We start from the raw sequence: 26,897 nt of genomic DNA, 5'->3' as shown, positions 1-26,897 counted from the left end.
TCGACACGAGATACCAAATAAGATTGGAAATAAACCTAACTATTGGAGATAAAAATGGGTGTATTAGTAGGCCGCAAGGCACCAGACTTTACAGCAGCAGCAGTACTAGGTAACGGTGAGATCGTAGATAGCTACAACCTGCACGAGCGTATTAAAGGTAAAAAAGCGGTTGTTTTCTTTTACCCACTAGACTTCACGTTTGTTTGTCCTTCAGAGCTAATCGCGTTCGACAAGCGTTACGAAGAGTTCCAAAAGCGTGGTGTTGAAGTGATCGGTGTTTCTATCGATTCTCAATTCTCACACAACGCATGGCGTAACACTCCAGTAAACGAAGGCGGTATCGGTCAAGTTAAATACGATCTAATCGCTGATGTTAAGCACGAAATCTGTCAAGCATATGACGTTGAGCACCCAGAAGCTGGTGTTGCTTTCCGTGGTTCTTTCCTAATCGATGCTGAAGGTAATGTACGTCACCAAGTAGTTAACGACCTACCACTAGGCCGTAACATCGACGAAATGCTTCGCATGGTTGATGCACTAGCATTCCACGAAGAGCACGGTGAAGTATGTCCAGCTGGTTGGACTGAAGGTAAAGCAGGTATGGATGCAAGCCCTGAAGGTGTTGCTAAGTTCCTATCTGAAAACGAAGGCGCACTATAATTTAGTGTCGACTTTGTGATATCTCGCTGATATCAAAAAAGAAACCCGCCAATTGGCGGGTTTTTTAATGGCTACTGATACCTCAATAGCTTTCTCAGGGTAATACCAAAAAATGTATTTAGCAAATAAGCTATTTGAAGCGGAGAAATAGCTTTAGTAGCTAGGCAAAAATTTTGCTATTTAGTTGTTCTAAATGAGAAATTTTTAACGACGCTAATATGCTATTTCATCCTACAAATTGATAAGAGAATTAATTCAATTGGTATGATACTTTGACTACTCGGCTACCTTGCCTACTTTAGCAAGTGCCATGCTAGTTAAAGTTGATAAACTGACCCAGTGATTTTATCAGTTGAATGCTTAAGTAAGCGGCAAATAAACTGATCACGGGAGTTGCGAGCAGACTCAGAAATTCGAGTTCATTAATCATTAGTCTCTTCCTTTTTTTCTTGCTCGCTGTTATCGGTTGTTTGAAACGCTTTCTCTAAAGACTGTTTGGTCTCAATTTTTATTTCTTCTAGATTCGCTTTGATTGACTCTGTGATAGCTTGCGTTACTTTGGTTTTTACTTCTTGAAGTAATGAAGCATCAATTTCTGCAGCTGTTGTTGTCATGCTTGCTGTAAACAATAAAGTTGTCATGGTGATTTTCGCTAAAGTAGTCATAATAAGTTTCCTTGTAATTTGTTAGTCGCAATAACTATTACAAAGGTTGTGCCAAAATGAATTTAATTTTTATGTTATTGATTTTTATATTCTTTAATTTTTACTTTGCACAGGAGAATTAATGGGGTGGTGAATTTGACCAGTGTAGGATGGGTGAAATGGCTAAGATTTAGTTAAATTTATTAAGGCTGGATTAAGCGAAGCAAGAAAGGATAAAAAACAATGTTTGGGCCGAATTAACGGCCAAAGTTAGGGTCATCAGGTAAGTCAACCAAGATTAATACTGCCCCTTTACCGCCATATTCTAAAGGTGCTTGGTGCATCGCCAGTATATCTGGATGCTGAACAAGATACTGCGGTACTTTATGTTTAAGCACACGCTCACCAATTCCATGCACCACGCACGCACAAGCAATATGCTGCTTCTTACAAGCATGAATTAATGCTGCCAGTTCTTGTTTTACCGTTTCTTTATTTAGCCCGTGTAAATCTAAGATGAGTTCGGGTGCGTAGTCACCACGCCTTAGCTGCTTTGCTAAATAGCGATCAGCTCCGGGCTTTACGAAATTGATGGTTCCCGACGTATCAATATCAGGAATATACTCGTCAGAAAAGTAAAACTCAGATTGCTGTTGCTTAACTTGTTGCTTCAGCTCAATGCTCTGAATTTTTTTCTTTTGTTTGAGCTGCACCTGATCTTGTTTGAGGGGTTTTACACCATTCAAAGACTCACGAAACATCGCGAAATCGTCATTTAGGTCAGCATTAGTGTTAGATTCTCTGTTCATGGTGGCATTTTAAATAAAAAAAGCATAAAAACCTAGCTTAAAAACCGCTACAATAGCGCCATATAGTTTGATCTTTAGAGAGTCATCATGACGGAAATGTCGCAACCACTTATTACCGAAGAAATGGCCGTTGAAGCCTTTCAAGACTTACATACCATTCAGGACTGGGTGCGCTGGACAGCAAGCCAGTTTGTGAGTAACGAGGTGTTTTTTGGTCATGGTACGGATAATCCTTGGGACGAAGCGGTCAGTTTAGTGCTTCCGGTGTTGCATATGCCAATTGATGCCCCCAAAGAAATCATGCATGCGCGCATGACGCAAAGTGAAAAAGCGCATCTGATGGAGTTTATCAAAGCACGTATCGAGCAGCGTATTCCCGTCGCCTACTTAACCAATCAAGCTTGGTTTGCTGGTATGCCGTTTTATGTTGATGAGCGCGTATTAGTGCCACGCTCACCATTTGCAGAGTTAATCGCAAAACATTTTGCCCCGTGGGTAGCTGCACCGAATAAAGTAACGCGTATTTTAGATATGTGTACGGGCTCTGGTTGTATTGCGATTGCATTGGCCAAAGCATTTGAGCGCGCACAAGTAGACGCGGTAGATATTTCTTTTGAAGCCTTAGAAGTGGCTGATCACAATATCAATCAGCATATGATGCAAGACAGAGTCTTTGCTATCCAATCTGATGTATTTAGTGGTGTACCGGGTCAAAAGTACGATTTAATCGTAGCGAACCCTCCTTATGTTGATGCAGAAGACATGTCAGATCTGCCAGAGGAGTTCCATCATGAGCCAGAGCTTGGCTTGGCGTCAGGAGAAGATGGCCTTGATGTGACCCGCACACTACTGGCAGAAGCGGCTGATCATCTAAATGATGATGGTTTGTTATTTGTCGAAGTTGGCAATTCTATGGTACATATGGAGCAGCAATTTCCTGAAGCGCCATTTACTTGGTTAGACTTTGAGCATGGTGGTTTAGGGGTCTTTGTCGTATCCAAACAACAACTATTGGAATACTTTAAAAACTGATAGGGAGCCAATGCTCTCTATCGTCTATTTAGGAATGAGGAAAAACGATGGCAGGCAATAGCATTGGCCAATTATTTAAGGTGTCGACCTTTGGTGAAAGCCATGGCGCCGCGCTTGGTGGCGTGGTAGATGGTGTACCTCCAGGGCTTGAGATCACTGAAGCTGATTTACAAATCGATTTAGATAGACGTAAACCAGGTCAAAGCCGCTACACAACACAGCGCCGAGAAGGCGATGAGATAAAAATTCTCTCGGGTGTGTTTGAAGGCAAGACCACAGGCACGAGCATTGGATTGTTGATTGAAAATACCGATCAACGTTCAAAAGATTACTCAAACATCAAAGACTTGTTCCGTCCGGGTCATGGCGACTATACCTATTGGCACAAATACGGACATAGAGATTATCGCGGTGGTGGTAGGTCGTCGGCACGTGAAACTGCCATTCGAGTTGCAGCAGGTGCAATCGCGAAGAAATATCTCAAGCAAGTCCATGGCATCGAAATCAACGCCTGTCTTTCTCAATTAGGCCCGATTAAAGCCCAGCACTATGATTGGTCAGCCGTTGAAAACAATCCATTTTTCTTTCCCGATGAATCTAAGCTAGAAGCGCTAGATGAATATATGCGTACGCTGAAAAAAGAAGGTGATTCAGTAGGCGCAAAGGTAAAAGTCGTGGCGAAAAATGTGCCTGTTGGTTTAGGTGAGCCAGTGTTTGACCGTTTAGATGCCGAGATAGCGCACTCCTTGATGAGCATTAATGCCGTAAAAGGCGTAGAGATTGGTGATGGCTTTGATGTGGTTGAGCAAAAGGGCTCTGAGCATAGAGATGAGCTAACGCCACAGGGTTTTACCTCTAACCATGCAGGCGGCGTTTTAGCGGGTATTTCTACAGGGCAAGATATTATCGCATCAATTGCCCTAAAACCGACATCAAGTATCTCGGTACCGGGGCAGAGTATTGATACCCACAACCAACCGCAAGAAGTTGTGACGAAGGGTCGTCATGATCCTTGTGTTGGTATTCGTGCCATTCCAATCGCAGAAGCCATGTTGGCTATTACGCTCATGGATCACTTATTACGTCACCGTGGTCAAAACCAAGACGTAAATTTGCCGCACAAGCCAATTCCTGGTCATATCTAGCCAGTAGCGAGTAAGCTAATTTTGGCACAGTGATTGCTTTTCTTGGACAAATCAAGGAGAGCAATCATGATCACTTACCAAACCCACTCCGCAATTCGTACCACTGGGTCCGTTTCAGAGCAGCAAAGCCTTGCCCAAACTAAACGAGCTAATACCGCTGCGCAGGAGCAAGACTATGTTGCGGCTGCTAACATCGCAGGTCAATCATCCCCAGTACTCGATAGTAAAGCCAACGAGCCATATAAATATGAAGTGGTGGAGCGCAATCAGTCATTTCTCGAAAAAATGAGAGAAGCGGTAATGTTTAGCCGCTTAGGGGCAAATAAAGAGAAAATTGACGAATTAAAAGAGAAAATGGCAGAACTTGAAAAGCTTGCGGCTGAGGGAAAAATTTCACCTGAAGAATTAGAAGATCGGATGGCTGCCTTACAAGAAGCGATGAGAGAAGCGGTAACTCAGGAAGAAAACAAGGCGAACAAGGACACGCTAATGAGCTAGTAAGGCTTAAAATAATAAAAGCCTCAACTGAGGCTTTTATTATAGCTATAAACTAACAGCGTTTAGCTATGATATTTTTCACACGCTTCTAGCGTATTTTCGATTAAGCTTGCGACGGTCATTGGGCCCACACCACCTGGCACTGGGGTAATAAAGCTCGCGTTTTGTTCTGCGATGTCGTATTGCACGTCACCTACCAGTTTGCCAGATTCTAAGCGATTAATACCTACATCAATAACAATCGCGCCTTCTTTAACCCAGTCGCCCGGAATAAACTCAGGTTTACCGACCGCCACAACCAATAGATCGGCACGACGCACATGGGTTTCGAGGTCTTGCGTAAATTTATGGCAAACGGTTGTAGTACAACCAGCGAGTAGCAGCTCTAGTGACATAGGGCGACCAACGATGTTTGAAGCACCAACCACAACAGCATGCATGCCTTTATAACGAACACCAGTAGAGTCGAGTAGGGTGATGATCCCTTTTGGCGTACAAGGTCTCAGTGCTGGCATTCTTTGGGCAAGACGGCCTACGTTATATGGGTGAAAACCGTCGACGTCTTTATGAGGATCAATACGCTCTAACACCTTTTCTGCGTCTAGGCCTTCAGGTAGTGGCAATTGTACTAAGATCCCATCAACTTCAGGATCTGCGTTAAGCTCATCAACAAGCGCAAGTAATTGCTCTTCGCTTGTGTCACCTGGTAAGTCGAAAGATTTAGAAACAAATCCGACTTCTTCACAGGCTTTACGCTTTGAACCAACATAAACTTGGCTCGCAGGATCCTGGCCTACTAATACCACAGCCAAGCCAGGCGCTCTTAGACCTTGCGCTAGTCTGTCTTGAACTCGTTGTGCAACAGTAGAACGAACTTGTTTCGCGATAGCTTTGCCATCAATGATGTTTGCCGTCATGATTGACCTATATTAAGGGTTAAAAAACTTGAACGATGATAGAGCCTTTAAATTCTTCTATACAAGCACTTTCATGTATTGATGAAATGATTGCTTATAAAGATGAAAAATGGGGTCGCTCTATTTATATGTCCCTTTAGTTACTACAAAGGAGGACATTTGCCCGCTATTTTCTCAAAAAACAGCCAGTCCGCCAAGTTTGCATTGCGTAAAAGCAAAGGTTTTCATGATCTGTTCTACAAGAACCGTTCAAAAATTGTTTAAGTCAGCTGTTTTATCAACAATTTGTGGCAAAATTAGGCAGTTGAAACAAAAACTAAAAAAAATATTTGACCTACTTCGGGCAAATCACTATTATGCACCCCGTTGCCAACGAGGACTCACCGATAAAAAGGTTCTTAGTTCTCCAAGGTCACAGTCGGCGATTAGCGCAGCTTGGTAGCGCACTTGGTTTGGGTCCAAGGGGTCGCAGGTTCAAATCCTGCATCGCCGACCACTTTTAAAATAAGAAGTAGCATGAAGATGTTTACGAGTTTGCGCCCTTAGCTCAGCTGGATAGAGCAACGCCCTTCTAAGGCGTCGGTCGAAGGTTCGAATCCTTCAGGGTGCGCCATCTTATTTTAATCCACATGTAGTGGCGGCTGTAGCTCAGTTGGTAGAGCCCTGGATTGTGATTCCGGTTGTCGTGGGTTCAAGTCCCATCAGTCGCCCCATCTACATGCCAAAATTAGTCGGCGATTAGCGCAGCTTGGTAGCGCACTTGGTTTGGGTCCAAGGGGTCGCAGGTTCAAATCCTGCATCGCCGACCACTTCTACAAAATATATATGTTCGGCGATTAGCGCAGCTTGGTAGCGCACTTGGTTTGGGTCCAAGGGGTCGCAGGTTCAAATCCTGCATCGCCGACCACTTTCTCTCTAGTATCTCAGTCATTTATTTCAAATTTACTAACTTTTAATCAATTAGCACCAATATGCCTAATTATTTAACCTGATTGCTCGACTCCGTCGTTGAATAGGTTATAATGCCGCGTCTATTAATTAACGTAGTGCCCGTAGGGCAGGCAACAAGCGTCACATGCAACGGAGAGTTTGGCAATTTAGCCGAAGGCCCACAAAAAGCATGATGGTTGTCTTGTTAGTAAGGAAGGCGCTTTGTCGCCCAAAAATGAAGATTGAGGTAAATCATGCAAGTTTCTGTTGAGACGACTCAAGGCCTTGAGCGCCGTCTGACCATCACCGTTCCTGCAGAGAACGTTGAGACTGAAGTTAAAAAACGCCTACAACAACTGTCAAGAACACAGCGTATCGATGGCTTCCGCCCTGGTAAGGTTCCAGTGTCAATCATCACTAAGCGTTACGGCGCGGCTGTACGTCAAGAAGTTGCTGGCGATCTGATGCAGCGTAACTATATCGAAGCAATCATTGCTGAGAAAATCAACCCTGCAGGCGCACCATCTTTTGCTCCTAAGTCACTAGAAGCTGGTAAAGATCTAGAATTCGACGCAACTTTTGAAGTATACCCAGAAGTTGAACTTAAAGATCTAGACAAAATCGCGGTTGAGAAGCCAGCAGTTTCTGTCACTGATGAAGACCTAGCGAACATGCTTGAAACGCTTCGTAAGCAACACGCTTCTTGGACTGAGAGCGATGCTGCAGCTGGCGAAAAAGACCGTGTAACGGTTGATTTCGTTGGTACAATCGACGGTGAAGAGTTCGAAGGCGGTAAAGCTGAAGACTTCCCTCTAGAGCTTGGTCAAGGTCGTATGATCCCAGGTTTCGAAGATGGTATCGTTGGTAAAAAAGCAGGTGAAGAAGTTGTTTCTGACGTAACTTTCCCTGAAGAATATCACGCTGAAAACCTAAAAGGTAAAGCGGCTCAATTCACAATCACTGTGAAGAAAGTTGAAGTTCAAGAGCTTCCTGAACTAACTGACGAGTTCGCAACTAAGTTTGGTGTTGCTGAAGGCGGCGTTGACGCACTTAAAGAAGAAGTTAAGAAGAACATGGAGCGTGAGCTAAACCAAGCGGTTAAAGCTAACGTGAAAGATCAAGCGATCAAAGGTCTTCTAGAAACTAACGAAGTTGAAGTGCCAAAAGCACTAATCGACCAAGAAATCGATGCACTTCGTCAACAAGCTGCACAACGTTTTGGCGGCAACGCACAAAACATGCCTGAGCTTCCTGCTGAGCTATTCCACGAGCAAGCAGTAACTCGCGTGAAAACTGGCCTACTACTAGGTGAAGTGATCAAAGCGAACGACATCAAAGTTGATGAAGGCAAAGTTGCTGAACTAATCGACACAGTTGCTTCTGCATACGAAGATCCAAGTGAAGTAGTGGCATACTACAAAGCAAACGATCAGCTAATGCAGCAAATGCGCAACGTTGCGATGGAAGAGCTAGCAGTTGAAGCAGTACTTGCTGCTGCATCTGTTTCTGATGTTGAAAAGTCATTCGACGACATCATGAATCCACAGGCTGCTCAATAAGTCTTTGAAGAAATCATTGACTTACAGCTAAGCTGAAGTTTAAATGGCTCGAGTTACTCTAATAGAGAATTCGGGCCATTTTTGTTTTTAAGCCTTGATATTGAAGCATTAAGTACTTATATCTTGAGGCATGGCTTATTTTATTAGCTATACTTATTTTACGAGTCAGGTTTCGTTGAGTATTACTGCTACAGTTATATCTACTCGTTTCAATTCGCTCAAAAAAGTATTAGCCTAAACACCGATCACAGAATGTTTTTATGGATCGCGCTAAGTCCAATAAAATTGTTGCGAATACGCAATAGATTCTGTGCTAATAAGGAATAAAAAACATGAATGATGGTATGATCGATCCAATCAATGCGTTAGTACCTATGGTCGTGGAGCAAACGGCTAAAGGCGAGCGTTCTTATGATATTTACTCACGACTGCTAAAAGACCGTATTATTTTCTTAACTGGTCAAGTCGAAGACCATATGGCCAATCTAATTGTGGCGCAGATGTTGTTCTTGGAATCAGAAAGCCCTGACAAAGATATATTCTTGTATATCAACTCGCCAGGTGGTTCTGTGACTGCTGGGATGTCAATCTACGACACGATGAATTTTATCAAGCCTGACGTTAGTACGGTTTGTGTTGGTCAAGCTGCGAGTATGGGGGCATTTTTGCTATCTGGCGGTGCTAAAGGTAAACGTTATTGCTTACCTAATTCTCGTGTGATGATCCACCAACCTTTAGGTGGTTTCCAAGGTCAGGCTTCTGATTTTGAAATTCATGCCCGTGAAATCTTGGCGATCAAAGAAAAATTGAATCGCTTAATGGCGGAACACACTGGTCAACCTTATGATGTGGTTGCGCATGACACAGATCGAGACAACTTTATGACTGCAGATCAAGCGTTAGAATATGGCCTGATTGATGCGGTTCACTCTCGTCGAGAGCTTAAGTGATTATGAATTAGCCGATGAATTGAATTCATCGGCTTCTACTGTGCCAAAGCCAAATTTCTTTGGTATAGTTAAAAGAAATACGATGTTATCTAGAGATAACAGCAATTGAATGAGGTAGCTGAATGTCAGACACTCCAACAGACGGCGATAAGAATAGCAAGCTACTCTACTGCTCATTTTGCGGTAAGAGCCAGCATGAAGTTCGTAAGTTAATTGCCGGTCCATCTGTCTATATATGTGACGAGTGCGTTGAACTTTGTAACGACATCATTAGGGAAGAAATCAAAGATATTGCGCCTAAGCATGACGCGTCTGATAAATTACCTGTGCCAAAAGAGATCAGAAATCACTTAGATGATTATGTGATAGGTCAAGACCACGCTAAAAAAGTCTTGTCTGTTGCGGTTTATAATCACTATAAGCGCCTGCGTAACCAAGGCGGCAAAGGTGATGTAGAGCTTGGTAAGAGTAATATTCTATTAATTGGTCCAACGGGTAGTGGTAAAACCCTTTTAGCAGAAACGCTTGCACGTTTACTTGACGTTCCATTCACAATGGCAGATGCAACGACATTAACCGAAGCCGGTTATGTGGGTGAAGATGTTGAAAACATCATTCAAAAGCTTCTGCAAAAATGTGATTACGACGTTGAGAAAGCACAGCGTGGTATTGTTTACATCGATGAAATCGACAAAATTTCAAGAAAATCTGACAATCCATCAATTACCCGTGATGTGTCAGGTGAAGGTGTACAACAAGCACTACTAAAACTGATTGAAGGTACGGTTGCATCTGTTCCGCCACAAGGTGGTAGAAAGCACCCACAGCAAGAGTTTTTACAAGTAGATACTTCTAAGATCTTGTTTATCTGTGGTGGTGCGTTTGCAGGCCTAGATAAAGTCATCGAGCAGCGTAGTACAAAAAATACTGGAATTGGGTTTGGTGCTGAAGTTAAATCTAAAGACTCTGAGCGCTCATTAAGCGAAACGTTTAAAGACGTAGAGCCTGAAGATTTAGTTAAGTACGGCTTAATTCCTGAATTTATTGGTCGTTTGCCTGTAGTTGCGACTTTGACTGAACTAGACGAAGAAGCACTAATCGAAATTTTAAATGAGCCGAAGAATGCACTTACTAAGCAGTATGCAGCGCTATTTAAGATGGAAGGCGTTGACCTTGAATTCCGTGAAGATGCGCTACGAGCGATTGCTCATAAAGCGATGGAGCGTAAAACGGGTGCCCGTGGTCTGCGTTCGATTGTTGAAGGCGTATTGCTTGATACTATGTATGAGCTTCCTTCATTAGAAGAAGTGAGTAAAGTCGTCATTGATGAAACAGTGATTAAAGGCGAATCAGACCCTATTATGATTTACGAAAATAACGGTAAAGAAAAAGCGGCGTCTGAATAGCTCAGTATGAGATTGAAAAAAGGAGCCTAGCGCTCCTTTTTATTTCTTAGTCCACATCAGATAGAAACCAATATAGTCAAATTGCTATAACGATGAAAGGCAATAGTGAGACAAGTTTTTAGGATGAATTTTTATACATTTCACCACGGTAAATTGAGTGTTAAAACTAAGCTTTTTATCCGTTAAATTGATCTCTACTTGATGCGGATTACTATAAACTATTGAACTTTATCTGCGTTATCCCCATATAGCTCAGTATTCCCAAAATTAATTGAAGTGCGAAGAGAACATAATGACGCTTGAAAGAACGGATCGAGTAGAAATTCCTGTGCTAGCGCTACGCGATGTAGTGGTGTATCCGCATATGGTGATCCCGCTGTTTGTAGGTCGAGAAAAATCAATAAAATGCCTAGAAGCTGCGATGGACAATGACAAGCAAATCTTTTTAGTTGCGCAAAAAGACGCCTCAGTTGATGACCCAAGCACTGATGATGTCTATCAGACTGGTACCATTGCAACGGTACTACAGTTACTCAAACTACCTGATGGCACAGTGAAAGTGCTGGTTGAAGGTACTCAACGCGCAAAAATAGATGAGTTTCTAATTACAGACGAATATTTCTTGGCGCAAGCTCAGTATATTCCATCTCAGGATGTGGATGAGCAAGAGCAAGACATATTAGTTCGCAGCGCAATTAGCCAATTCGAAGGCTATGTGAAGCTAAATAAAAAGATCCCACCAGAAGTACTAACTTCGGTATCGGGTATTGATGAAGCTGCACGCTTAGCGGACACGATGGCTGCTCATATGCCAATTAAAGTACCTGAAAAACAAAAGGTGCTAGAAATTAACGATGTTACCGAACGCCTTGAGTATTTGATGGCGTTGATGGAAGGCGAGATTGATCTACTTCAAGTAGAGAAAAAGATCCGCTCACGCGTTAAAAAGCAAATGGAGAAATCCCAACGAGAGTACTATCTGAATGAGCAAATGAAAGCTATTCAGAAAGAGCTTGGTGAGCTGGATGATGTTCCTGACGAATTTGAAGCCCTGAAAAAGCGTATTAGCGAAGCGAATATGCCGCAAGAAGCGGAAGAAAAAGCGCTTTCAGAGCTTAACAAACTTAAAATGATGTCACCTATGTCTGCGGAAGCGACGGTTGTGCGCTCGTACATTGAGACGATGATCAATGTACCTTGGAAAAAGCGCTCAAAGGTGAAAAAAGACCTAGCTGGTGCGCAAAAGATACTTGATGCCGATCATTATGGTCTTGAGAAAGTGAAAGACCGCATCATCGAATATCTAGCGGTACAGCAGCGCACCAATAAGCTTAAAGGTCCTATCTTATGCTTAGTCGGCCCTCCAGGCGTTGGTAAAACCAGTTTAGGTCAATCTATCGCGCGTTCTACGGGTCGTAAGTACGTACGTATGGCGCTCGGTGGCGTGCGCGACGAAGCTGAAATTCGCGGACACAGACGAACTTATATTGGCTCAATGCCGGGTAAGCTTATCCAAAGCATGTCGAAAGTTGGCGTGAAGAACCCGCTTTTCTTGTTGGATGAAATCGATAAGATGTCATCGGATATGCGCGGCGACCCTGCATCGGCTCTACTAGAAGTGTTAGATCCAGAGCAAAATAGCAACTTTGCAGACCACTATTTAGAAGTGGACTACGACCTGTCTGATGTTATGTTTGTTGCGACTTCTAATAGCTTTAACATTCCAGGTCCATTATTAGACCGTATGGAAGTCATTCGTCTTTCTGGTTACACCGAGGACGAAAAGCTGAATATTGCCAAGCAGCACTTAATTCCAAAGCAAGTGAAACGCAATGGATTAAAAGAGTCTGAAATCAATATTGAAGACAGCGCGATCATTGGCATTATCCGCTACTACACGCGTGAAGCGGGTGTCCGTAATCTAGAGCGCGAAGTATCTAAGTTGTGCCGAAAAGCAGTTAAGAACATCTTGCTAGATAAAAATGTTAAGCAAGTTGTGATTAACCAAGAAAACCTTGAAGACTTCTTAGGTGTACAACGTCACGATTACGGCAAGGCGGAAGACGGCGATAGAGTTGGTCAAGTTACCGGTCTTGCATGGACAGAAGTCGGGGGTGACTTACTCACTATCGAATGTGCGGCAGTACCAGGTAAAGGCAAACTTGCTTACACCGGCTCGCTGGGCGATGTGATGCAAGAGTCAATTCAGGCGGCAATGACGGTGGTGCGCAACCGTGCTGACAAACTACGCATTAATGACGATTTCTACGAAAAACGTGACATTCATGTTCACGTTCCTGAAGGTGCAACACCAAAAGACGGCCCGAGTGCCGGTATTGCGATGGTAACGGGCTTAGTATCAAGCCTTACTGGCAATCCTGTGCGTGCAGATGTTGCGATGACAGGTGAAATTACCTTACGTGGCGAAGTTCTGCCTATCGGTGGTCTGAAAGAGAAATTATTGGCAGCACACCGTGGTGGAATTAAGCGAGTTCTAATACCGAAAAAGAACGAGCGTGACTTAAAAGAAATTCCAGAGAATGTTCTTGAAGGGCTTGATATTCATGCGGTGTCATGGATTGATGAGGTATTATCACTGGCGTTAGCGCACCCAATAGACAGTTTTAGTGTGGAATCGCAAAAAAACTAAGAAAAAAGCCAAAAAATTGAGTGAAAAGGCTTTTCAAATCTAAAAGGTGTGTTAAGTTAGGCACTGTATTCAAGCCTACTGGTTCGGAAGCCCCGTAATCACTAGGCTTGAGAAAGATTTCGAGAATTAGAGAGTCGCTGTGATGTCTCTAAATGAATAGCAAAAGTTACCAGTAAGAAGTAACTTTTGACAATAACTATGGAAGAGGATGATATTGTGAATAAATCTCAATTAATCGATCAAATCGCAGCTGATGCTGACATTTCTAAAGCGGCTGCTGGTCGTGCGCTAGATTCATTCATTGAGTCTGTAACGGGTGCACTAAAAGACGGTGACTCTGTTGCACTTGTAGGTTTTGGTACTTTCTCAGTGCGCGAGCGTGCTGCACGTTCTGGTCGTAACCCACAAACTGGTGAGACTATTCAAATCGCAGCAGCTAACATCCCATCTTTCAAAGCGGGTAAAGCGCTTAAAGACGCAGTAAACTAATTCAATTTGAATTAGGCGGTGCAGAGCCATCGCGAACTGCTTCAAGATAAAAGGCGTATCTGCTAAGATACGCTTTTTTTATACCATCACTAATCTGATTGGTGTAATGCTTAACCCAAATCTAGCAAACACAAAGTGCTTTGGTGCTTTGACTTAGATAAGAGAAACAATAAATGCTTGAAAAGATCAGAGAAGGCTCGCAAGGCCCGGCGGCTAAAATCGTATTAGGTTTAGTCATCTTATCTTTTGCGTTAGCAGGGATCGGTGGTTACCTAGGTCAAACCACAGAGCAGCCTGTCGCAGAAGTGAACGGAGTAAAGATTTCACAAACTAAGTTTTCTCGTGCTTACTCAAATGAACGTGCACGACTAGAGCAACAGTTTGGCGAATACTTTGCACAGATTGCAGCCGATCCTAATTATATGGCGCAAATTCGCCAAGGTGTTGTTGACCAATTAGTACAACAAGAATTACAAACCCAACTAGCTAAAGAGCTTGGTCTTCGTGTAAGCGACGAGCAAGTTAAAAAAGCGATTGTTGAAATGCCATATTTTCAAATTGGTGGAGAATTCAGTAACGACCGTTACCTACAAGTTATCCGTCAAATGAACTTCCAGCCAGATAGTTTCCGTGAATATCTTCGTGACGAGATGACTCGTGCGCAGTTAATCTCTGCAGTTGCTGGCACTGATTTTGTATTGAAAAATGAACTTCAGCAATCTATTGCACTACAGCAACAAACTCGTGCTATCGACTATGCGGTATTAAGCAAAGAGTTGGTGAAAGATGAAGTGTCAGTATCAGATGAAGAAGTTCAGAACTATTACGACTTGAATCAAACTCAGTTCCAAGCTCCAGAATTGGTGGCGGTTAACTATATCGAGCTAAAAGCTGAAAATTTAGCGCCTGCAGAACCAGTGACTGAGGAAGCGTTAAAAACGTATTACGAAGAGCAAAAAAACCAATATCTTGAACCTGAAAGACGCCGCGTGTCACACATTCTTGTTGATGCAAGCGAAGATGCTGAAGCCGCTAAACAAAAAGCAGATGAAATTCTGACTGAATTGAATAACGGTGCTGATTTTGCCGTTGTTGCAGAAGAAAAATCTGACGACGTGGTGAGTGCTGAGCTTGGCGGTGATCTAGATTGGATTGAAAGAGACATGATGGATCCGGCGTTTGAAGATGCAGCATTTGCGCTTGCCGCGATAGGTGATGTATCTGAAGTAGTTGAATCTGAGTTTGGTTTTCACATTATCAAGCTAACAGACATTCAGCGCCAACAGGCACAATCTTTCGAAGACGTAAAAGACGACCTTCGTGCAGAGCTTGAAAAAGCAGCTAAGATCGATGCGTTTTATCAAAAGCAAACCCGTGTAGCTGAACTTGCTTTTGAAATGGCCGACTCGCTACAAGACGCTGCTGAAGCCGCTGGCGTTGAGATCAAATCAACTGAACTGGTAAGTCGTAACGCGCTTCCTGAGCCACTGAATTCACCAGCGATAAGCAATACTATCTTTACGCCAGAGCTGCTAGAAGACCGCGTAAACTCAGAAGTGTTAGAAGTTGCACCTGAGCATATCGTAGTCGTCCGTGTTGCTGAGCATAAAGCGGCAGCGACTAAGCCTCTTGAGGAAGTCAGCGCGCAGATCAAAACGCAGTTGAGCAATGAAAAAGCCTCGACATTGATTGCAGAGAAAGCACAGTCACTATTTGAGCAACTACAAAGCGGTTCTACTTTAACTGAGATTGCCAAAGCGCAGAGTATCGAAGTGAAGAGCGTGTCTGAGCTTAAGCGTCGTAGCTACGACGTACCACCAGCTATTGCAGCTGAAGCATTTAAATTGCCTCAGCCGGGTGTAGCAGAAACAGAATCTGCACTTGTAGAGCTTGGTAATGGCGATTCGGCATTTGTGGTGCTGAAGTCAGTCACCACGCCTGAAGTTGATGGCAAGGTTGATGCGCAGCAGAAGCAGTCAATCACCGCTTCTTACGCAAACAAAAACTATCTTGAGCTACTAGCGGCACTTGAAGCTAAGTCGGAAGTAAAAAGACCACAGTTACAGGCCACAGAGCAGCAATAATCGCTTTTAGATAGAAAAAGGGCGCCAACACGGCGCCTTTTTTGTTTTTGGCCTCTCACTATAGTACTTGTTTGTTGTGTTTTATTTGCTAATGGGTGTATTTGTTGTTAATTTTATAAGTGGTTAATTTAAAATAATAAATTCCTATTTGTTCCTTTATTGACAATTATTGTTCCCTTATTTAACATGTCCGATTTTCGGAACGGTGTATTTTAAATAGGAACTTTATGAAATATAGATATAGCGCATGGATTGTAGCCTTATTGCTAGCAATATCGGGATGTAACAGTGACAGTAAGACTGTTATAGAGTTACCTGTAGAGGGAGGCCAAGGAGATAACACTTCAACGGACAATAATGGAACTAATACTGATAACTCCTCGGATACAGATAATTCAGATAAAGATAATACCAATACCGACGATTCAAATTCAGATAATGCTAATTCTAATAATCCCACAAAAGAAACAAAAGAAGAGGTAATTAAGCGTATTCTGAGCGCACAAGGAGCAGAAAGCACTACCTCTCTTGCTTTAAAAGACTTTGAGATTGCTGAATTTGGATGTGTAACCGCGGCAAATCTATCTGTAATTCAGGGATATTTTAATACGACACAAGATGAATTACAGTTGGCGGCTCTCAAACATCGATTATGCAAAGTTGTCGAGCTTTTTGAATTAAATAGTAAATCTTTACTCACACCTAATAGACTGAAGGAAGTTGGACTTCGGGGCTTATTTTTTGAAGATGGTAAATTGGATGAGTGGGCATATGACGAGCTGATTTTAGCGATACCAGAGAGCCACTTTGAGTATGCTGCGCTTCAGGGGGCAGTTGAGGACTTCCATCATAATCAAAGCTCTGTTTGGCCTAAACAGATTAATATTTCTTTTGACGATGGTGGCGCATTAAACTCTATCCATGATCACCTTGCTCTATTTGATAAATATAACGCAACATTTACCTATTATGTTAGCCATTACGCCACTATTGATCATTCAAAAGTGGCTGATATAGAAAACCGAGGTCACGAAATCGGTCATCATGGAGTAATTCATCGTCATGCGAAGATTTACTCCGAAGAAAATGGTGTTCAGAAGTGGATAGCAGACGATATAACACCACAACTTGACGCGATGAGAAGAGATGGCTTGACGGTAACGTCTTATGCGTACCCATTCGGAGCTTATACGAAAGAAACTGATCGTGAAATCAAGAAATATTTTACTCATGTACGTAAGTTTGCTTCTTGGTCTTCTGTTATTTATAGAGGTGAACGCAGTGATAGACCAATCACAACCGGATTATCTATGGACTCACACCGCTTTGATTTGGACAAAATCCAGAATGCGATTGATACCTTAAAAGGTGGTGAGACTCTATACTTAGCAACGCATGTCATTGGTAAAACTGGAAATGAGTGGTATATCACTCCAGAAAATCTTGAAAACGTATTGGCTTATGCAAGTGCGAAAGGTTTAAAGTTTTGTCATACCAGTGAGTGTATGAATTTTAAGGGTAACACGACTAATTAATCTGAACTTTAAAAACAATAAGTTAGTTCATTCCTTATCCAAACCTAAGGTTAACTAAAACGGTGATTGAATAGGGCGGTCAATATTATAGCCGCCCTGATATTCAAAATAGAGTTAATACGGCCCTTGCTACGGCCTGCGAAGACTGATAATTCTGCCCCGTCACTATGCGGCTATCTACTTTGATAAAAGACGCATCCCGCTCTCCATACACAAAACTCCCTCCAAGCTCTTCCACTTTAGGCTGAATTTGAAAAGGAAAATGCTTAAAATAGGCTCTATCTGGATTTTCAAATGCGGTAGGGTAACCGGTGATTTGCTTTCCTTTGATGAGATACTCGCCATTTTTCAAGCGCAAATTAACGATACCTGCTGTACCATGGCATACGGCGGCAACAACACCTTGGTTTTGTTCATATATATGCATAGCAATACGCTGTAGAGTAGGGTTTTCCGCTACTTCATACATGGCATTGCTGCCGCCAACATAATAGATTGCCGCATATTGGCTAGGGTCGACTTCAGCTGGGCGCATTGTGTTGCTGAGCGCATACATATAGTCAGGTTGGTAAAGGTACTTTTTATGTTCGCCGTTTGAAGTATTTATATAGCTCAGGTTTAACGCGCCACCTTGTGTGCTGACGAAATCAACAATTAGTCCTGCTTGAGTAAATACGTCATAGGCACTGAATAGCTCTTCGAAGCTCGTGCCAGCTGGCAGCTTGCTATCGCCATGAAAGGCTTTGCTTGATGAGACAACGAGCACTCGGCGACCTAAGTTCGTTACTTGCTCGGAAGTTAGCGTGGTTTGCTGCGCCGATTTACTGATGATTTGCCATGTGCCAGCTATTTTCTTTAGGAGTAGGTGATCGATGTACTGCACGTTTGACTTCAATATATCAATACGGATTTTGGCCTGTGCAAGGTGGTCATTCACGCTGATATTTAGAATTTTGGCGCGCCTGCCAGTGTCTTTTTTAGAGCCTTTATACCAACTCAAATACTCTTTCAACGGGACTTGCCACATCGCTTGGTCTGACTTTTCTAAAATAAGCATCGCATTGGGATGAAACGCTTTTCTTATCATTTCAGGCTGGTTATTCGCGGTGCCACTGATGTAGTGGTTTAGTGTAGCAGTAATTTTAGCGGTCTCATCCTCAAAAGCGATGGCGATGCTGGTTTGGATAAGTAGTAAAAATAACAATGGTACTAGTTTTGATAGGGTCATATGTTTCTCCTGTAATGACTCAGAAGAAACATAAACTTATTGAATTAAAGCAGTCACCTAGAGTATGTTTTAGGAGTCTGAGAGTATGTTTTCGGAGTGCTTAAAGCTATTTGGAGAGTACCCCGTGAGCTTCTTAAATGCGGCAAAAAATGTGGATGCAGAATTAAAACCACACTCCAGTGCAAGGTGTTCCAGCGGCATGTTGGTGCTCGAAAGCAAGTGTTTCGCATATTCAACTCTCAAGCCATTGAGATATTGTTTAAAGTTACAATGATAGTGACGGTTCACTATTTGCGATAACTTGTTGTGGCTTGTTCCTAATCGTTTAGCTAATCGGGGTAGCGTTAAATCCGGCTCAGTAAATAGCTTGCTTTCTGACATTAGCGACTCAAGTTTGGCTACGAGCTGATTATATTCATCGTCGCTTATTTGCGTATTGGCATATTTCTTTTCATTAGCAGTTGGTTTTCGTAGTAATTTGGGTGCGAAAAGGATACTTAAATAGAGCACAAAACTGAAGGTGAGTGCTCCTGTGATGTAAGAAGTGAATGACGAAAAGAAATACGCGGCCCAAATGAGCCAGCAACCGCAGATCACAACCAAAGATAGATGAAACTCGGCGTTGTTATTGGCGCTTTTGGCCGTAGCTAGACGAAAAAAAGTATAAGAACTTATCAGTAAATAACCTAGCCAAAAATAGGATGTGCCTTTGTAACCCCAAGTTTGCCAAATTTCAGGGTGAAGTTGATAGGGCATAAATATACCAAATCCAATAATAAAGCCGCTTAAAGCCAAAAAATGCATTGTTAGATAACGATTTCTGGTTTTACTGTAGCTTGCAAGTACAAAATTGAGCAGGCAGGGGCCAAGCAAAAAGTAGGCACTCAAACCTATTTGTAGAATCGTTTTATCCAGCTCTGGGTTAAAGTAAAAAAGGACTGATTTACCAATTCGAATGCAGAGTAAAATGAGCAGCACCGACACCCAGCGCAATGCTTTTGCCTCTTGAAACTTTATTAGTAGTAGGGCACTGAGAATAAAGCCATTAAACACCCCGACAAGTGAGAAGAAAAATAACAGATGGGCGCTAAAATCCATTACTCATCCCCGCGAAACTAAGCTGATAGTAGCTTCTGCATGGTTTTAGATTTTGGAGTATTGAACACACATTCGGTTTCGCCATATTCGACGACTTTGCCGCGATTTAATACCAAAATCTCATCACTCATGTGACGAACCAAACTCAAATGATGTGTGATAAGCACGTACGCAAGTCCCGTTGCTGCTTGTAATTCCAGCAGCAGATTCACAGTTTGTGCGCGTACGGATGGGTCTAATGATGACAACGCTTCATCTAGTACCAGCACTTTAGGGTCTAAAATAAGGGCTCTCGCTAAGGCAACCCGCTGTAACTGCCCACCACTAAACATATGAGGATAATAGTCTATGTGTTCGCCAAGTAGCCCGACGCGGCTGAGTGTGATGCGGATTTTCTTATAGCGCTGCTCTTCGGTGAGTTCTGTATTGTATTGCAGACAATCATCAAGTATGTCCCCAATGGTGAGACCCGGGTTGAGCGAGCGAGTTGGGTCTTGAAAAATAAGACGAATAGTACGGCAGTCATGATTGCGAATACCAGCGTCTTCTACAATTTGGCCGTTTAGTAATATTTGTCCAGAGTCTGCCATGTCGGCACCGGCAAGTACTTTGGCGAGCGTACTTTTACCAGAGCCGGTCTCGCCTATGATTGCGAGAGTTTGTCCGGGAGCAAGCGCAAACGACACATCTCTGAGTACCTGCAACGAGCGACGTCTGAACAGCCCTTGACGAGAAGTGTAGGACTTGTTTAAAGACTGTACTTTTAAGACGGGTTGCATTTTTGCTTCACCTTAATTAACGGAAAGTGGCAAGCGTAACTATGACCATGCGAGCGACTTTGCCTTGGCGTGACGACACATTCTTTTTGCGCTTGAGGGCATCTCGGCCCCAAGCGACATCCTATGGGTAAATGCTGTAATGGGGGAATAGTGCCCTTCAGGGCATAAAATGCTTCTTTATGGCCGAGCCCTTGACCAAAGTCCGGCAAACTCTTAACCAGCGCTTGGGTGTAGGGATGTAATGGCTGTTTAAAAATAGCCTGAGTAGGGCCTGCTTCAACCATCTGTCCGCAGTAGAGCACATGCATTGCATGAGACCAGTCGGAGATCTCTTCCAGCTCATGCGAAATCATTAATATCGACATGTTCTTAAGCTGGTTTAATGCCTTGAGCAATCGAAATACTTGCGCACGGGCGGTACTCTCAAGTGCGGTGGTAGGCTCATCGGCAATAAGTAGTTTAGGGCTTCTGGCTATGGCCATCGCAATCATGATCTTTTGACACATTCCCTCTGAAAGTTCATGTGGGTAACTGCTACAGATCTTTTTATCGTCTCGGATCCCTGCTTTGTGCAATAGCGCTCGAACCTTTTCTTTTCGTTCTTTTCTACGACCAAAAAAGCCACCTTTTAAGACGCTATCGGGAATAGATTCCGCGACTTGGTCGAAAATAGTGGCGGTTGGGTCAAGGCTTCGACTTGGCTCTTGGTAAATCATCGCAATATCTTGGCTGACGAGCTTTCTGCGCTTTTCTGAAGACAAGCGCATAAGGTCGACACCACGCCAATGCATGCGGTCTGCGGTTACTGTCCAGCGCTGATTGAGCACCCCCACAATGGCTTTGGCGATTAGACTTTTACCAGAGCCAGACTCGCCGACAAGCGCATGTACTTCGCCTTCCTTAAGGCTAAGGTTGACCTTATCAACCGCGCGAATAACACCGTCTTCGGTACGTAGTTCAATGGTGAGGTTCTTAATGTCTAGTAATTGCATTAATCTGCCTTACGTTGTTTCAGTGCTTCACGCAGTCCATCACCAACCAAGTTGGTAGAAAGTACTGCCAAAAAGAGCAATACACCTGGGAGGCCTACAGTCCAAGGCGCGAGATAAATTAAACTTAAGTTTTCTTGTAGGATAGCACCCCACTCGGTAGATGGAGGCTGCGCACCGAGCTTTAAGAAACCAAGTGCCGCAATATCCAAAATAGCAGTCGACAGCGCCATGGTGAAGATAACCACGATATGCTCGTAGATGTTAGGCAGTATGCCACGGACGAGCAGTTTCCAGCGTGTTGCACCATCAAGCTTAAAGGCGATGATATAGTCTTTACTCAGCTCAGTGACCACTAAGTTTCTAATCGAGTGGATGTATTGTGGTAATAGCGCGAAGATAATCGCCCACACCGTATTCATCAAACCTGGCCCTAATATAGCAATGATGATAATGGCCAGCAGTAACGAAGGAATGGCGAGTGTAATATCCAATAAGTGATTAAGAAAGCTAGATTTCAAGCCTCGACTGGCGCCAGCAAGCGTACCAAGTATTACGCCGAGTGCCGTGGTAACCAAGGCCGCAATGATAGATAAACCAAAGGTGTAGGTTGCTCCGTTCATTAAGCGCGATAAGATGTCTCGCCCCAAATCATCTGTACCGAGTATAAAGCGCACATCGCCATCATCATGCCAAGAAGGTGGCAGCAACAGGGCATCAGCATGCTGCTGGTTAACTCCATAGGGCGCGATCAGCGGCGCTGTTAAAGCCAATACCGTCAGGGCAACAAACAGCCACAAACCCACTAGCGCAACGTGGTTTGAGCGGAATTTACGCCATAATCTAAATAAAGGTGAGCGATTAGACTCTTCGGTAAATAGATTAAACTTTGCCATGAGCCTGATTCCTTGCGAGCGGGTCGAGTATCGAATGAATAAAATCAGACAACATGTTGGCAATAATAACAAAGAAAGACACCGCGAGCAGTCCCCCTTGGATAGCTGGGAAATCACGTTGATAGATGCTTTCAATTAACCATCGACCGATCCCAGGCCAAGAGAATATCACCTCAGTGATCATCGCAAGTGTGATGAGCGTGCTAAATTGGAGACCAATTTGCTTTATCACTGGTAGCAGCGCATTCCTCAGCGCGTGGTGAATGATAAGCTGGCTGCGATTAAGGCCTTTTGCTCTAGCTGTTTTAATATAGTTCTGGTCGAGGACTTCGAGCATAGAGTCGCGAGTAAAGCGGATCAAAACTGTCGTTGGATACATAGCCAGCACAACGGTTGGCAGCGCTAAATGATGAAGTGCATCCCAAAATGCGGCACCGCCATAGGGGAAACCTTCAAGATAAATATCAATCAGAATAAAATGAGTAACGGGCTGTATTTCATAAAGTAAGCCGATTCTACCGGACATGGGGAAAAGCCCAAGACCCAGACAAAATGCCATAATAAGCAGCAGGGCTAACCAAAAAACTGGAATGGAAAATCCCATCAAGCTTAATGAGTTAATGAGCTTATCTGGCCACTTTTTATGATAAGCGCTGGCTATTACTCCACTTGGTACGCCAATAATGACTGCAACCGTCAAAGCATATAAACATAGCTCAAGCGTTGCTGGAAATAGATGTTTCACATGAGAAAGCACGGGTTGGCCCGACGATAAAGATAAACCCCAGTCGCCTTCAAACATACGAGCCATAAACGCGCCATATTGCACAAAGATATTTTCTTCAATACGGTATTTTTCAACTAGCGCCTGCGTTTGGGCATAACTTGAGTTGACTTCGCCACTGAAGTTGGTGATCAACTCACCTGGGAACAGGTAATTGAGGGCAAAAGTAAAAATCGTCAAGGTAAACAACATAAAGCAAAGCAAGCTCAGTCGTCGATAAGCATATTTTGCGAACATGTTAGTCTCTCCTTGCCTCAGCGAGCGAAATACCACCAAATGGACGTAGTGAGACGCCCTTAATATCAGAGCTAGTTGCTTGGAACCTTAGCCCGTGAGCAATTGGAACGAGAGGCAGTTGCTCAATGACCATTTTTTGTGCTTGCTGATAATAGTACTTTCTTTCTTCCATATCGTTGGTGTCTAAAGCTTGAGTGAGCAATAAATCAAACTCCGGATTACACCAGTTGGAAGGGTTTTTGCCACTAAATGTTGCAGTGCAGCTCAATAATGGGCTGAAGAAATTGTCTGGATCAGGCGTATCTGCTGCCCAGCCTAATAATACGCTATCGTGCTCATGGCGGCCAACGCGTTCAATAAAGGTATTCCATTCGTACTCCACGATTTTGGCATTGACGCCAATATCACGTAAATCACGTTGAATAAGCTCAGCCATTTTCCGCGCGTTAGGATTGTAAATTCGCGACACCGGCATGGCCCATAAGGTCATGGAAAAACCGCCCTCAAGACCCGCTTGTTTCAAATACTCTTTGGCTTTTTCAGGGTCATATGTTGGCATTTTTTGCTGTGCTTCAAATGCCCATGAAGAAGGGGGAAGCATCGAGCGGGCTAAAATCCCATTGTTGTAAAATACCGCTTGCATGATTTTTTCAAAATCTATGCTGTGCGCCAGCGCTTTGCGGACCAGTGGATTATCAAATGGTGGCTTTTCGGTGTTGAATGCCCAGTAACCTATATTCAGATTTGCGGCCTTTTCAACTTCTATGTCTTTTCGTTGCTCCAGCACGGTGAGCTGGGTAGCACTGGGATGCGCCGTAATATCACATTCTTTTGTTAGCATTTTCGCGATGCGGCTAGTGCCATTGGTGGTGATATCGTAGACCAATTGTTCCATGTATACTGGGTGTTTCCAGTAATGCTCATGGCGATAATATCGGATCAGGTTATCACGTAAAAATTCACGGTACTTATACGGGCCTGTGCCGACGGGCTTTTGATCAAAATCTTGCTTATGTTCAAGCTCTATAAGCTGAACGGCATATTCTTTAGAAAGAATGACGGCGAAGTCGGTGGCAATATTGGATAAAAAGCTACTTTCCGCATTGAACAGATCAAAGCGAACGGTATGTTCATCCACTTTTTTTACTTGGCGGATCAGTTGGTCGAGTCCAATACTTTGAAAATAAGGATAATCTGCATCACCAACAAAGTGGTATGGATTGTAAACATCAAATAAACGGTTAAATGAGAATACCACATCATCGGCATTCATTTTTCTTGTTGGGGTGAAGTAGAGGGTATCGTGAAATTGGACATCATCCCTCAGGGTAAAAGTGAAAGATTTACCGTCTTCGCTGACCTGCCAAGACGTTGCCAACTCTGGTAAGAATTCGCCGCTTTCAGGATCAATACTGATCAAGGTGTCATAAAGCTGATTGGCAATAATATCAATCGTAGACCCTGTTGTGGTCACTTGTGGATTAAATGACACAGGGTTTGCCTCTGCACAATATACTAAGCCTTGTGACTTATCATTCACTTTATTTGGCGCCTGATCTGTACAGCCAAATAAAGCGGTACACAGCACACCAAAAAACAATTTACGCACCACTATGCCTCTTGTTTTTGGTTTTGGTCCAGTAGGTTGTATTTTTTCAAATAACCTCTCAGTTGATGATACGTCAAACCAAGGTTTTGTGCAGTTTTCTTTTGATTAAATTGACTAAATTCAAGCGCTTTTTGCAGCATTGTGATTTCATAGTCGTTGGAAAGCGATTTTAAATCACAAGGGAAGTCGAATTCGAGGGCAGGATCTGCCTGTTGTTCGTTACTCGGTTGTGCTGCAGGCAAAGGCTCAACTTTATGAGTGGCTGAAGTTGCTGGCTGGGCGCTTGACGTTTTGATCCGTTGACTCGGCCTAAATGGACTAGCAAAGGGGTCAAACACAATATCATGAACCGGAATTTGGTCATTGCCATGACGATATAAACTACGCTCCACCACATTTTTGAGCTCACGGATATTACCGGGCCACGGGTAATCAAGCAGTTTCTCGATGGCTTTGCGGGTAAAGCCGCTAAATAACTCCCATCCTAAATCCCGAGCCATATTTATCGCAAAATGTTCGGCCAATAATAAGATGTCTTCTTTTCTCGCTCTTAATGGCGGTAAGGTGATGACGTCAAATGCGAGGCGGTCCAATAAGTCGTGTCTGAACTCTCCAGCATCGGCGAGTGTGGGGAGATCTTCATTGGTAGCGCATACCAGTCGAGTATCTACTTTTACGGTTTGCTTGCCGCCAACTCGCTCGAACTCACCGTATTCAATTACACGTAAGAGCTTTTCTTGCACCATTGCAGAGGTATTAGCTAACTCATCCAAAAACAGTGTGCCACTGTTAGCGCGTTCAAATCGACCTTCATGGCGCTTGCTTGCACCAGTAAAGGCACCACTTTCGTGACCAAATAACTCACTCTCTAAGAGGTTTTCGTTTAGGGCTGCGCAGTTTAGTTTGACGTATTCCTGATCCCACCGCTCTGAGAGATAATGCAAACGTGCCGCAATTAACTCTTTACCTGTGCCACGTTCGCCAATAATAAGCACGGGCTTTTCTAAAGGAGCGAGCTGTGAAACCTTGTCTAGCACAGCTAAAAAGCTGTCAGATTGGCCTAATAAATTATCCTGTTGGCGAAAACGGCTCATATTGCCTAACTCTTAGTGGTTTTTACTAATAACTAGTGTATTTCAAAAAAAGGGATAACTAAAGACTTTTTAAAAATAAAATAACCTTATGATTTTATTGTATTTTTAAATTTGTTAAAGTTGGCAAGCTATTTGATACATAGACAGTAAGCAATTTAGCTATTAACCAAAGAGGTAACCACTATGGGAATTTTTTCTCGTTTTGCAGACATAGTGAATTCTAATATCAATGCTATTTTGGATAAAGCCGAAGATCCAGAAAAAATGGTTCGCCTAATTATCCAAGAAATGGAAGATACACTAGTCGAAGTAAGATCGACCTCAGCAAAAACACTCGCTGAGAAAAAGGAGTTAACACGCCGTCTAGATCAGCTAAAAGCACAGGTAGATGATTGGCAAATCAAAGCAGAGCTTGCACTAAGTAAAGAACGTGAAGATTTAGCGCGTGCTGCTTTACTTGAAAAGCAAAAGTCTGCGGAGGATGTTGCAGCCCTTGAAAAAGAGCTAGAGCATGTAGACACGCACATTGAAAAGCTGCAGCAAGAAGTCAGTACATTACAAGATAAACTGGCCGACGCAAAAGCGCGCCAAAAAGCGATTGTACTACGCCAGCGCTCAGCAGAATCTCGTTTAGAGGTGAAAAAGGCACTCGACAGCAGTAAAGTAGATGATGCCCTAAATCGCTTTGAGCGTTATGAGAGCAAAATCGATGGCCTGGAGTCACAAATCGAATCTTACGATCTAGGTAAGAAATCTTTAGCGGATGAGATTGCTGATCTGCAAAAGAACGAAAAGATTGACGATGAGCTTGAACAGCTGAAAAAGAAAATGGCTGAAAAGTGAAAATAGTCGCACCTACTGTCAGGGTAGGTGCT

General features: G+C 43.2%; 23 protein-coding genes and 5 tRNA genes. 17 read left to right on the top strand and 11 right to left on the bottom strand.

Annotated features, from left to right (window positions below; all coding sequences use genetic code 11):
- Window positions 1-54 precede the first annotated feature (54 nt).
- The gene (locus A587_RS0101355; RefSeq protein WP_010371125.1) at window positions 55-660 is read left to right on the top strand and encodes a peroxiredoxin; all 606 of its coding nucleotides are present in this window, start codon (window positions 55-57) and stop codon (window positions 658-660) included.
- Window positions 661-1,082: 422 nt separating this feature from the next.
- Here the strand turns inward: A587_RS0101355 and A587_RS0101345 are convergent, their stop codons facing one another.
- Complete coding sequence (locus tag A587_RS0101345) at window positions 1,083-1,325, bottom strand: hypothetical protein (protein WP_017216129.1); 243 nt, start codon at window positions 1,323-1,325, stop codon at window positions 1,083-1,085.
- A 236-nt stretch (window positions 1,326-1,561) separates the two neighbouring features.
- Complete coding sequence (gene smrB / locus A587_RS0101340) at window positions 1,562-2,113, bottom strand: endonuclease SmrB (protein WP_010371129.1); 552 nt, start codon at window positions 2,111-2,113, stop codon at window positions 1,562-1,564.
- 96 nt (window positions 2,114-2,209) lie between these two features.
- Here smrB and prmB point away from each other — a divergent pair, with 96 nt between their 5' ends.
- The 3 genes from prmB to A587_RS0101325 all read left to right on the top strand — a co-directional run bounded on the left by prmB (window position 2,210) and on the right by A587_RS0101325 (window position 4,788).
- Window positions 2,210-3,145: a 50S ribosomal protein L3 N(5)-glutamine methyltransferase gene (prmB, locus tag A587_RS0101335; RefSeq protein WP_026000853.1), complete on the top strand. Its 936-nt coding sequence runs from the start codon at window positions 2,210-2,212 to the stop codon at window positions 3,143-3,145.
- A gap of 47 nt (window positions 3,146-3,192) precedes the next feature.
- Window positions 3,193-4,290, top strand: a complete 1,098-nt coding sequence (gene aroC / locus A587_RS0101330) for a chorismate synthase (RefSeq protein ID WP_017216128.1) — start codon at window positions 3,193-3,195, stop codon at window positions 4,288-4,290.
- A gap of 66 nt (window positions 4,291-4,356) precedes the next feature.
- Window positions 4,357-4,788, top strand: a complete 432-nt coding sequence (locus tag A587_RS0101325; protein ID WP_017216127.1) for a hypothetical protein — start codon at window positions 4,357-4,359, stop codon at window positions 4,786-4,788.
- A gap of 62 nt (window positions 4,789-4,850) precedes the next feature.
- On the opposite strand, the gene folD is transcribed toward A587_RS0101325, so the two are convergent.
- Entirely contained in the window at window positions 4,851-5,705 is an 855-nt protein-coding gene (gene folD, locus A587_RS0101320) for a bifunctional methylenetetrahydrofolate dehydrogenase/methenyltetrahydrofolate cyclohydrolase FolD (RefSeq protein ID WP_010371140.1), read from the bottom strand.
- A 419-nt stretch (window positions 5,706-6,124) separates the two neighbouring features.
- On the opposite strand from folD, the gene A587_RS0101315 reads away from it, so the two are divergent.
- The 12 genes from A587_RS0101315 (at window position 6,125) to A587_RS0101260 (ending at window position 17,308) form a co-directional block, all read left to right on the top strand.
- A tRNA-Pro gene (locus A587_RS0101315) sits at window positions 6,125-6,201 on the top strand.
- Between the two features lie 40 nt (window positions 6,202-6,241).
- Window positions 6,242-6,318: transfer RNA gene (locus A587_RS0101310), tRNA-Arg, on the top strand.
- A gap of 24 nt (window positions 6,319-6,342) precedes the next feature.
- Window positions 6,343-6,418 (top strand) — tRNA-His (locus A587_RS0101305).
- 19 nt (window positions 6,419-6,437) lie between these two features.
- A tRNA-Pro gene (locus tag A587_RS0101300) sits at window positions 6,438-6,514 on the top strand.
- Window positions 6,515-6,535: 21 nt separating this feature from the next.
- Window positions 6,536-6,612: transfer RNA gene (locus tag A587_RS0101295), tRNA-Pro, on the top strand.
- Window positions 6,613-6,889: 277 nt separating this feature from the next.
- The gene (gene tig, locus A587_RS0101290; protein ID WP_017216126.1) at window positions 6,890-8,194 is read left to right on the top strand and encodes a trigger factor; all 1,305 of its coding nucleotides are present in this window, start codon (window positions 6,890-6,892) and stop codon (window positions 8,192-8,194) included.
- 332 nt (window positions 8,195-8,526) lie between these two features.
- Window positions 8,527-9,144: an ATP-dependent Clp endopeptidase proteolytic subunit ClpP gene (clpP, locus tag A587_RS0101285; protein ID WP_010371147.1), complete on the top strand. Its 618-nt coding sequence runs from the start codon at window positions 8,527-8,529 to the stop codon at window positions 9,142-9,144.
- 122 nt (window positions 9,145-9,266) lie between these two features.
- Complete coding sequence (gene clpX, locus A587_RS0101280; RefSeq protein ID WP_010606725.1) at window positions 9,267-10,550, top strand: ATP-dependent protease ATP-binding subunit ClpX; 1,284 nt, start codon at window positions 9,267-9,269, stop codon at window positions 10,548-10,550.
- A 292-nt stretch (window positions 10,551-10,842) separates the two neighbouring features.
- Entirely contained in the window at window positions 10,843-13,200 is a 2,358-nt protein-coding gene (gene lon / locus A587_RS0101275; RefSeq protein WP_017216125.1) for an endopeptidase La, read from the top strand.
- A 216-nt stretch (window positions 13,201-13,416) separates the two neighbouring features.
- On the top strand, window positions 13,417-13,689 hold the full coding sequence (hupB, locus tag A587_RS0101270; RefSeq protein ID WP_010371157.1) for a nucleoid-associated protein HU-beta: 273 nt from the start codon (window positions 13,417-13,419) through the stop codon (window positions 13,687-13,689).
- Window positions 13,690-13,862: 173 nt separating this feature from the next.
- The gene (locus A587_RS0101265; protein ID WP_017216123.1) at window positions 13,863-15,773 is read left to right on the top strand and encodes a SurA N-terminal domain-containing protein; all 1,911 of its coding nucleotides are present in this window, start codon (window positions 13,863-13,865) and stop codon (window positions 15,771-15,773) included.
- A 227-nt stretch (window positions 15,774-16,000) separates the two neighbouring features.
- Window positions 16,001-17,308, top strand: coding sequence for a polysaccharide deacetylase family protein (locus tag A587_RS0101260; protein WP_017216122.1), 1,308 nt, complete (start codon window positions 16,001-16,003; stop codon window positions 17,306-17,308).
- Between the two features lie 103 nt (window positions 17,309-17,411).
- Here the strand turns inward: A587_RS0101260 and A587_RS0101255 are convergent, their stop codons facing one another.
- The 8 genes from A587_RS0101255 to pspF all read right to left on the bottom strand — a co-directional run bounded on the left by A587_RS0101255 (window position 17,412) and on the right by pspF (window position 26,022).
- Complete coding sequence (locus tag A587_RS0101255) at window positions 17,412-18,536, bottom strand: nuclear transport factor 2 family protein (protein WP_017216121.1); 1,125 nt, start codon at window positions 18,534-18,536, stop codon at window positions 17,412-17,414.
- 69 nt (window positions 18,537-18,605) lie between these two features.
- Window positions 18,606-19,634, bottom strand: a complete 1,029-nt coding sequence (locus tag A587_RS0101250) for a helix-turn-helix domain-containing protein (RefSeq protein WP_017216120.1) — start codon at window positions 19,632-19,634, stop codon at window positions 18,606-18,608.
- Between the two features lie 17 nt (window positions 19,635-19,651).
- Complete coding sequence (locus tag A587_RS0101245) at window positions 19,652-20,413, bottom strand: ATP-binding cassette domain-containing protein (protein WP_010371169.1); 762 nt, start codon at window positions 20,411-20,413, stop codon at window positions 19,652-19,654.
- Entirely contained in the window at window positions 20,398-21,405 is a 1,008-nt protein-coding gene (locus A587_RS0101240) for a peptide ABC transporter ATP-binding protein (RefSeq protein WP_017216119.1), read from the bottom strand. The genes A587_RS0101245 and A587_RS0101240 overlap by 16 nt, the downstream gene beginning before the upstream one ends.
- The gene (locus A587_RS0101235; protein ID WP_017216118.1) at window positions 21,405-22,298 is read right to left on the bottom strand and encodes an ABC transporter permease subunit; all 894 of its coding nucleotides are present in this window, start codon (window positions 22,296-22,298) and stop codon (window positions 21,405-21,407) included. The genes A587_RS0101240 and A587_RS0101235 overlap by 1 nt, the downstream gene beginning before the upstream one ends.
- The gene (locus A587_RS0101230; RefSeq protein WP_010371177.1) at window positions 22,285-23,319 is read right to left on the bottom strand and encodes an ABC transporter permease; all 1,035 of its coding nucleotides are present in this window, start codon (window positions 23,317-23,319) and stop codon (window positions 22,285-22,287) included. Before A587_RS0101230 ends, A587_RS0101235 begins: the two co-directional genes overlap by 14 nt.
- 1 nt (window position 23,320) lies before the next feature.
- Complete coding sequence (locus A587_RS0101225; protein ID WP_026000852.1) at window positions 23,321-24,928, bottom strand: ABC transporter substrate-binding protein; 1,608 nt, start codon at window positions 24,926-24,928, stop codon at window positions 23,321-23,323.
- A 2-nt stretch (window positions 24,929-24,930) separates the two neighbouring features.
- The gene (pspF, locus tag A587_RS0101220) at window positions 24,931-26,022 is read right to left on the bottom strand and encodes a phage shock protein operon transcriptional activator (protein ID WP_017216116.1); all 1,092 of its coding nucleotides are present in this window, start codon (window positions 26,020-26,022) and stop codon (window positions 24,931-24,933) included.
- 183 nt (window positions 26,023-26,205) lie between these two features.
- On the opposite strand from pspF, the gene pspA reads away from it, so the two are divergent.
- A complete protein-coding gene (gene pspA / locus A587_RS0101215; RefSeq protein ID WP_017216115.1) occupies window positions 26,206-26,865 on the top strand; it encodes a phage shock protein PspA in 660 nt (219 codons plus the stop codon).
- Window positions 26,866-26,897 lie beyond the last annotated feature (32 nt).

It is taken from the genome of Pseudoalteromonas sp. NJ631 (assembly GCF_000276645.1).
In the GTDB taxonomy this organism is placed as follows: Bacteria; Pseudomonadota; Gammaproteobacteria; order Enterobacterales; family Alteromonadaceae; genus Pseudoalteromonas; species Pseudoalteromonas piscicida.
Note: the sequence above shows the minus strand (reverse complement) of the source record. Positions and strands in the feature narration are given on the sequence as shown.